This is a genomic window from Streptomyces sp. FH025, assembly GCF_017427025.1.
Taxonomy (GTDB): domain Bacteria; phylum Actinomycetota; class Actinomycetes; order Streptomycetales; family Streptomycetaceae; genus Kitasatospora.
Genome location: NZ_JAFLNG010000321.1, coordinates 1 through 8,541, shown reverse-complemented (window position 1 = coordinate 8,541; position 8,541 = coordinate 1). Strand labels below are relative to the sequence as shown.

Here is an 8,541-nt window from a genome sequence, read left to right as displayed (position 1 = left end):
GCACTGATCGTCCCCGACGCCGTCCCGGCGGGCCCCGGCACCCTGCGGCTGGACTTCCGGGAGCTCAACGCCCGCGCCAACCGCCTCGCCCGGCTGCTGCTGGCCCGCGGGGCCGGCCCCGGGGACCTCGTGGCGCTCGCCCTGCCGCGCTCCCCCGAGATGGTGATCGCCCTCCTCGCGGTGCTCAAGACCGGCGCCGCCTACCTGCCGGTGGACCCGCAGTACCCGGCCGACCGGATCGCCCACATGCTCGACGACGCGGCGCCCGTCCAGGTGCTGACCGACGGGCACTGCGCCGACCGGCTGCCGGACCTGCCCGAGGGCGTCGTCCCGCTGCTCCTGGACGACCCCGCGACGGAGGCGGAGCTGGCCGCCGCCCCGTCCACCGACCCGGTCGACGCCGACCGCACCCGGCCGCTCACCCCGGCGGACACCGCGTACGTCATCTACACCTCCGGCTCGACCGGTCGCCCCAAGGGCGTCGTGGTGCCCCACTCCGGGGCGGTCAACCTCGTCGCCAACCTCCTGACGCTCCAGCCCGCCCGGGTGCTCCAGTTCGCCTCCTTCAGCTTCGACGCCAGCGTGTGGGAGCTGTGCGCCTCGCTCTTCTCCGGCGCCACCTTGGTGCTCGCCACCGACGACAGCCGCCTCGCCGGGGAGCAGCTCGCCGGGTTGATGGCCGAACACCGGGTGAACCACGCCGTCCTGCCGCCCACCGTCGCAGCCGGTCTGCCCGAGGACGTCCCGCTGCCCGAGGGCCTGGTGCTGGCCGTCGGCGGCGAGGCCTGCCCGCCCGCGCTGGTGGACCGCTTCGCCGGGGAGGTCGAGTTCCGCAACGCCTACGGCCCGACCGAGACCTCGGTCTGCGCCAGCTGGAGCGACCCGCTGAGCCCCGGCGACGGCCGCCCGTCGATCGGCCGCCCGCTGGCGGGCCACCGGGCGTATGTGCTGGACGCGGCGCTCGCCCCGGTGCCGCCCGGGGTCACCGGCGAGCTCTACATCGCCGGGGCCGGTCTCGCCCACGGCTACCTGAGCCGCCCGGCGACCACCGCCGAACGCTTCACCGCCGACCCGTACGGCCCGCCCGGCAGCCGGATGTACCGCACCGGGGACCTGGTGCGCTGGCGCGCCGACGGGACCCTGGACTACGTCGGCCGGGTCGACCACCAGGTCAAGCTGCGCGGCTTCCGGATCGAGCTGGGCGAGATCGAGGCGGCGCTGACCCGCCACCCGGTGGTGGTCCAGGCCGCGGTGCGGGTCCGTCCGACGCCGACCGGCGTCCCTCAGCTGGTCGGGTACGTGGTGCCGCTGCCCGGGGTGGCCGCCGTCGATGTGCCGGTGCTGCGCGCCTTCCTCGCCGAGTCGCTGCCCGCGCACATGGTGCCGGCCACCCTGGTGACGCTGCCCGCGCTGCCACTGACCGCCAACGGCAAGGTGGACACCCGCGCCCTGCCCGATCCGGGCGCGGCGCCCGCCGCCGCGCAGGGCCCGGAGCGGCCGCCGCGCACGCCCGCCGAGGAGGTGATCGCGGCGGTCTTCGGGGAGATCCTCGGGCTCGAACAGGTCGGCGTGGACGGGGACTTCTTCGCGCTCGGCGGTGACAGCCTGCGCTCGGTGCAGATCGTCAGCCGGGCCGCCAAGGCCGGACTGACCCTCTCGCTGGCCGACGTCTTCACCCACAAGACGGTGGCGGCCCTGGCCGCGGCCGCCCGGCCCGCGGCGGTGGCGCCCGCAGTGGTGGCGCCCGCGGCGGTGCTTCCCGTGACGGTGCCGGCCGCCGGGACGGCCGAGCTTCCCCCGGCGATGCTGGAACCGGTGCTGCCGATCCGTCCCGGCGGCGGCGCGGAGCCGCTGTTCTGCGTGCACGGCGGGGTCGGCTTCGGCCTGCCGTACGCCGAGCTGGCCCCGCACCTGGACCCGGAGAGGCCGCTCTACGCCCTCCAGTCCGAGGGCATCGCGGCGCCCGCCGGGCAGTGGCAGAAGCCGCTCGGAGTGGGGGAGTTGGCGCAGACGTACCTGGAGCGGATCCGACGGGTGCAGCCGCAGGGCCCGTACCACCTGCTGGGCTGGTCCTTCGGCGGGCTGGTCGCGCACGAGATCGCCGTCCGGCTCCGGGCGGCGGGCGAGCGGGTGGCCTTCCTGGCGGCGTTGGACGTCTACCCGGTGCGCCCGGGGGACCCGAACCCCACCGACGAGGAGATCCGCACCGCGTTCCTCAGCCACCACGCCGCCGGGGGCGGCATCGACGAGGGCGAGCTGGCCCGGCTGATGACCGTGATGCGCCACCACACCGACATCGCAAGGGAGTTCACCCCAGGGCTCTTCGACGGTCCGATGCTGCTGTTCGTCGCGGACGACGAGCCGCAGGGCGCGCCCGGAGCCGAACTCGCCGACCGCTGGCGGGAGCACCTGGACGGTCCGCTCACGGTGCACCAGGTGCCGTGCGGGCACGAGGAGATGCTCGGCAAAACGGCGGCCGGGCGGATCGGTGGGATCACCGATGCCGCCCTGCGCCGCCGTCAGCCGTAGCCGTAGCCGTAGCCGCAGCCGTAGCCGTTCAGTCCGTTCGTGACCTCGGGGCGAGCTGCCCTCGCCCCGGGGTCAGAGGGACGGATCCTGCATCAGGATCGCCTGGTACAGGTGGTGGAGCCGGCGGCTCGGCTTGAGCCCCAGCTCCTCGTCCAGCCACTTGCGGGTGCGGTGGAAGATGTCCACCGCCTCCGACTGGCGGCCGCAGCGGTACAGCGCGATCATCAACTGCTCGCTGAACCGCTCCCGTTCGGGGTACTGGGCGAGCAGCTGTTTCAGCTCCGCGACCACCGCCCCCGCCTCGCCGGACTGCAACTGAGCCGAGATCAGGTCCTCGCGGGCCGTCTTGCGCTGCTCGTCCAGCCGCAGTGCGACCGCTCGGCACCACGGTCCGTCGCTGGTGTCGAGCAGGGCCGGTCCGCGCCACATGGCCAGCGCTCCGCGGAGCGTGTCCATGGCCTCGTACGGCCGGTGCTCGACGAGCCCCGCGCCCTTCTCCGCCGTCCGCAGGAAGCGGTACGCGTCGACCGCCTCCTCCGGAATGTCCAGCATGTACCCGTTGTCGACCGTGCGGATGAGATCCTGATCAGGTCTTTCCAGGCCGAGTTCGGCCAAGGATTTCCGCATTCGCTTGACGTTGGCCTGGAGGGCGTTGCGCGCGTTCTTCAACGGCGCCTCCCCCCACAGCTCGTCGATCAGTTCGTCGAAGGCGACCACCTGACCGGCGTTCAATGCCAACATGGTGAGCATCACGCGGTTCTTCTTCGCCCGTAGACCAACGGTGCGCTGACCGTCGCCGATCAACAGTGGGCCTAATATGGAGATGTACACCAATTTCCCCGTCCCTATCGGTGAACTCCAGCCACAAGCTTTTCCGTTGTTTCGTCAGGGCGCCACCACCAGCGGTGGTCGACTTGTTTAGAAGTGCCTGAAAAATGGGAAAAGCCCGGGTATCATTCGCGCCGGTCAAGTATCGGACACGCGCGGCTCGTCCGGCCATGTACCTTCGTACATGAGTTGGTGGACCTGGGCCACCAGGCCGGCCTGGAGGCGCGATTCCACCCCGAGTTTCGCCAGAATGCTGGCGACATGGGCCTTGACGGTGCGTTCTGTGACGTGTAGTCGGTCGGCGATGCCACGATTGGAGTGGCCGGCTCCGATCAGGTCGAAGACCTGTCGCTCCCGGCTGGAGAGTGTGCCGACTCTGGAGAGTTCCTGGCGCCAGCGCGCCGAGGCGAGGCCGCCGTCATTGTGCATGCCCCACCACCACACCAGCCCCCCGCTTCCGTGGTGCGCCCCGTCGCAGATGCGTCCCTCCCTCTGGGAGGCTGATCGCGCAACGACGAACGCGTTTGCGATTCTACAACTCCCGTAACAAACCACCCCAGGCCAGGCGCCGTCAAACCCCTTGCCGCAACTGATCGTTGACTGGGTACACGCACGAAGCGGCCGGGGAGGGCCGAAGCCCGTCCCCGGCCGTTCTGCCGGTTCGCCGTGGTGTTACGGAAGTGTCGTACGGGCCGCTGCCGAGGCCGCCGCCGCCGCTACGATCGCCGGCATCCGCGGGGTGCGGGCGACGGGTTGGCGGGCGAGCCGGGAGGGCCACCAGGTCTTCCAGCCGAGCAGGGTGATCATGGCGGGCAGGACCACGATCCGGATCAGCGTCGCGTCCAGCAGCACCGCGCAGGCCATGCCCACGCCCATCTGCTTCATCTCGATGTAGTTGAGCGAGGCCAGCAGCGCGAACACGCAGACCATCACCACCGCCGCGCTGGTCACCACCCCGGCGGTGCGGGTGATGCCCTGCTCGACCGCCTCGCGGAGCGACAGCCCGCCGCGGGCCGCCTCCCGGATCCGGCTGACCACGAAGACGTGGTAGTCCATCGAGAGCCCGAGCAGGATCACGAAGAGCATCAGCGGCAGCCAGGCCACCACCCGCCCGGTGGACTCGAAGTGCAACAGGCCCTCCGCCCAGGTGCGTTGGAAGATCAGCGCCAGCACCCCGAAGGACGCCACCGCGGAGAGCAGGTTGAGCACCACGGTGATCAGCGCCAGCACCACCGAGCGGAAGGCCAGGGCCATCACCAGGAAGGTCAGCGCCAGGGCCACCCCGAGCACCCAGGGCATCTTGTCCATCACGTTCGCCCGGTAGTCCACGTCGTAGGCCACGTCACTGCCGCCGACCGCGAACTGGGCGCCCTCGACCGCGCCGAGGATCCGCGGGGCGAGGTCCTCGCGCAGCCGGTCCAGCGAGGCTCGGGCCTGCGGCGAGCCGCTGTCGAACTGGGTGCCGATCGCCACCGTGGCCACCGTGCCGTCCGCGGAGGTCCGCACCACCGGGGCCGGGTGGTGGACGAACAGGTCGTCCTCCATGGCGCGCCGGACCAGCTCGTCCACCGCCGTGTCCAGCTCCGCCGACCGGCCGGCCGGGACCTTCACGGCCACCGTGTGGGTGTCGGACTGGCTCGGGAAGGAGTGGGTCAGCCGCTCGTAAGACTGCATCGCCGGGATGGACCGGGGCAGGTCGTCGATCCCGGTCGCCTTGAGCTTCAGCCCGAGCGCGGGCAGCGCGAGCACCAGCAGCGCGCCGACCGAGGCCACCAGCGAGATCACCGGGTGGCGCAGCGAGGGCTTGAGCATCGTCGACCAGAGCCGGGGCTTGACCCCGCCCCGCTGGGTGAACCGCCACACCAGCGGTACCCGTGGGGCGTCCAGGTAGCGGCCGAACCGGGACAGCATGGCCGGCAGCACCGTCAGCGAGGAGATGATGGCGATCGCGACCACGATCACCGCGCCGGTGGCCATCGACTCGAAGGCGATGTGCCCGGCCAGGTAGAGCGCGCCCATCGAGACCAGGACGACCACGCCGGAGACCAGCACCGAGTGCCCGGAGGTGGCGGCCGCGATCTCGATCGCGTCGATGTGGTCGGCGCCCAGCGCTCGCTCCTCGCGATGGCGCTTGAGGTAGAAGAGCGAGTAGTCGACGCCGATCGCCATGCCCATCAGGACCATGAACTGGGTGACCGGTCCGGGGTCGGGGACCCACTGCGAGGCCACGCCCCACAAGCCGAGCCCGGCCAGCACCGAGGAGAGGCCGAGCACCACCGGGACGCTCGCGGCGACGATCGCGCCGAAGACGAAGACCATCACCAGCAGGGTCACCGGCAGGCTCAGCACGGTGGCCTTGCCCAGGTCCCTGCTCAGCATCTCGTTGAGCCCGGCCTTGATCGAGCCGGCGCCGACCAGCTCCATCCGCAGGTCGGTGTGCGTCCGCCGGGACCGGTCGACGGAGTCCAGCAGCGGCTGCACCCGGTCGGCGGCGGTCTCCGGGTCCCCCTCCAGGGTGACCGGGACGAGCAGGGCGGAACCGTCCGGAGCGGGCTGCGGCCGGCCGATCGAGGCGATGCCGCCCAGGGTGCTCAGGTCCCGGACGGCGTCCTCGGCGGCGGAGCGCGCGCGGACCGGGTCGAGGGCGCCGCCGCCCCAGGCGGTGACGAGGAGGTTCTCCACGGCGCGGTCCTGGAGGCCGCCGCTGCGGGCGATCGCGGCGGCCCGGCCCGACTGGCCGATGGAGAGGTCGGAGTTGGTGGCCTGCCGGGTGCCGGTGACGCCGCCGACCACCAGGGCGCCGACCACGAACACCACCCAGAGCGCGATCGCCCACCAGGGGTGGACCGCGCTCCACCGAGCCGCCCTGGTGATCACGTTCCTGCCTTCCACGATCACGTTCCCCTCCTCCTCAGCAGAATTCGCCCGGACCGGCGCGGGCCGAATGGACGGTTCGGCCGTGCGCTACGGCGTGCGTTCGTACCGGAGAATCTAGTGACGATCCGGCACGTGATCACGGGTACAACTTCGCCGTTTCGAGGGGGAGTTTCTTCTACTTGACACCCGGTTTGCGCGGGGCGGGGTCGGAATCCCCAGGCGCTATTGGATACCACACTCCTCCGGAGACGCAGAAGGGTCCGTCGCCGAGTAGCGCGACGGACCCCGCGTATTCCTCCGGGAGCGGCAGGTCGGCCACTCTCCACGGCCCTGTGAACGGCCCGGACACCGGCGCGTGCACGGTGGCCTGACCGGACGTGTGGGCCACCGGGAGCGCCAGCCCCTCGGTGAGCCTGCCGCCCGCGGCCTTCACGCACGCCTCCTTCCTGGCCCACAGCCGGGCGAACGCGGGCCGGCCGCCCCGGGCTACCAACTCCTCCTCCTGGCAGGGGAAGAACCGTCGGGACAGCCGGTGGACGTCCCGGCCGGAGCGGACCAGTTCGAGGTCCACGCCGACCGGCCGCGGGGCGAGCGCCAGCAGCGCCAGCTCGCCCGAGTGGGACAGGCTGAAGTGCAGGCCGGGAGCGTCCGCGACCGCCGGTTTGCCCCAGCGGCCGCGGACGAAGCGCAGTCCGTCCGGCGGGCGGCCCAGCCGCTCGCCGAGCAGGATCCGGGTGGCGGCGTGCGAGATCACGAAACGGCGCCGCACCCCGGGCAGCCGGCCACTGCGGGCGCGGGACAGTTCGTCCGCGTCGAGCAGTTTCTCCAGCTCTGCCAGAAACGGATCTTCGTCCGTACCCGGTTGAATCGGACCGGACAACGGAATCCGCCAGATCCGGACCGATTGTCCGGGGCCGTCCGGAATTCCCGCGCCGATCGGATTCCCGGTCGCGGCCGGATCTTCCGTGCCGATCGGATCCCCCGTGCCGTTCGGAACTCCGGTCCCGTTCAGAGCCGGCCCACCTTTCCGGTGTGCAGCCCCTGGAAGAGGTTGAGCTTCTGGATGTTCCGGGTCCCCTCCATGAACTCCACGCCCCGGGCGTCCCGGGCGAGCTTGTCCAGCAACGGGTGGTCCAGCCGGGCGCCGGGGCCGAAGAAGCCGGGCGCGCGCAGTGTGACCTCCTCGGCCACCTCGCAGGCGCGTGCCTTCGCCGCCGAGGCCAGGTACCCGTCGGACGGCTTGTGGTCCACCGCGAGCGCCGCCCGGTAGGTCAACCGCCGTGCCCCGTCGATCCGTCGGCCCAGCTCCTCGTACAGGTCCCGCTCGGCGCCGCGCAGTTCCTTGCGGTTGTCGCCGATGTAGTCGTGGGCGGCCCGGGCGACGCCGAGCGCGATCGCCGCGACGCTCGGGCGCAGCCGGTTGAAGACCGAGACGATGCCCCACATCCCGCGGCGGGTCGGCGACAGGTGGGCGCCGAGCACCCGCTCGGCCGGAACGTGCACCCGGTCGAAGGTGATGCGGCACAGCTGCACCCCGCGCAGGCCCAGGGTGGGCAGCGGCTCGGCCCGGTAGCCCGGGTCGGCGGTGTCCACCAGGACGGCCAGCACGCCGAGCCGCTCGGTGCCCGCGACCCGGGCGAAGACCGCGCCCACGTCGGCCCGGGCGGCGTTGCCGACGTAGCGCTTCTCGCCGTCCAGCAGGTAGGAGCCGTCGCCGACCGGGGTGAGCGTGGTGGTCATCTCGCCGATGGCGGAGCCGCGGTCGGGCTCGGTGAGGGCGAAGCACGTCCAGCGCGGGCGTTCGGCGAGGCGGCCGTACACCCAGTCCTTCTGCGCCTGGCTGCCGAGCACGCCCAGCAGCACCCCGGTCATCGAGGCGCCGGGGGAGCCGAGCATCATCCCGGCGTCGCCGCGCGCCAGTTCCTCGCTCACCAGGACCCGCTCCAGGGTGGCCAGGCCGTGCGCGGGGCCGCTGCCGGCCTCGGGGCCGGTGCGGTCCCACTCCGGGGGTGTCAGGTGGCCGGCCAGGAAGCGGACCGCGGGCAGGTCCAGGTAGCGGTGGACGGCGTCCGGGTCGCGGTCCAGTTCGAGGGCGCCCGCCCGCAGGTCGTCGGCCCACTGCCGGACGTAGCGGTGGGTGGTCCGGAGCGGGCCAGGCAGGGTTCTCACACGGTCCCCTCGGGGGTGTCGCGGTCGTTCTCGGAGTGCGGGGCCGGGCCGGGCCAGCCGCAGTAGACGTCGGCGAGCAGCTCGGAGGCGTACGCCGCCTGGCCGGGGCCCTCGGCGGTGAACCCGTACGCGCCGAGC

General features: G+C 72.5%; 6 protein-coding genes. 1 reads left to right on the top strand and 5 read right to left on the bottom strand.

Going from position 1 to position 8,541, the window contains the following annotated elements; genetic code table 11:
* On the top strand, nt 1-2,529 hold a 2,529-nt coding region (locus J0670_RS22045; protein ID WP_207813369.1), incomplete at its 5' end, for an amino acid adenylation domain-containing protein.
* A 72-nt stretch (nt 2,530-2,601) separates the two neighbouring features.
* Here J0670_RS22045 and J0670_RS22040 read toward each other — a convergent pair.
* From J0670_RS22040 to J0670_RS22020, 5 genes are all read right to left on the bottom strand, one after another.
* Nucleotides 2,602-3,360, bottom strand: coding sequence for an AfsR/SARP family transcriptional regulator (locus tag J0670_RS22040; protein WP_307806636.1), 759 nt, complete (start codon nt 3,358-3,360; stop codon nt 2,602-2,604).
* 135 nt (nt 3,361-3,495) lie between these two features.
* Nucleotides 3,496-3,786 (bottom strand): response regulator transcription factor, encoded by a 291-nt coding sequence (locus J0670_RS22035; RefSeq protein ID WP_207813368.1) that lies wholly within the window; start codon nt 3,784-3,786, stop codon nt 3,496-3,498.
* Between the two features lie 243 nt (nt 3,787-4,029).
* A complete protein-coding gene (locus J0670_RS22030; protein ID WP_307806635.1) occupies nt 4,030-6,255 on the bottom strand; it encodes an MMPL family transporter in 2,226 nt (741 codons plus the stop codon).
* Between the two features lie 154 nt (nt 6,256-6,409).
* Nucleotides 6,410-7,114, bottom strand: a complete 705-nt coding sequence (locus J0670_RS22025) for a 4'-phosphopantetheinyl transferase superfamily protein (protein WP_243437351.1) — start codon at nt 7,112-7,114, stop codon at nt 6,410-6,412.
* 128 nt (nt 7,115-7,242) lie between these two features.
* A complete protein-coding gene (locus tag J0670_RS22020; protein ID WP_207813367.1) occupies nt 7,243-8,403 on the bottom strand; it encodes an acyl-CoA dehydrogenase family protein in 1,161 nt (386 codons plus the stop codon).
* Nucleotides 8,404-8,541 lie beyond the last annotated feature (138 nt).

Excerpts from the sequence above, each read along its gene's own strand:
- J0670_RS22035 (WP_207813368.1), bottom strand. The coding sequence starts at position 3,786 with ATGCACAATGACGGCGGCCTCGCCTCGGCGCGCTGGCGCCAGGAACTC.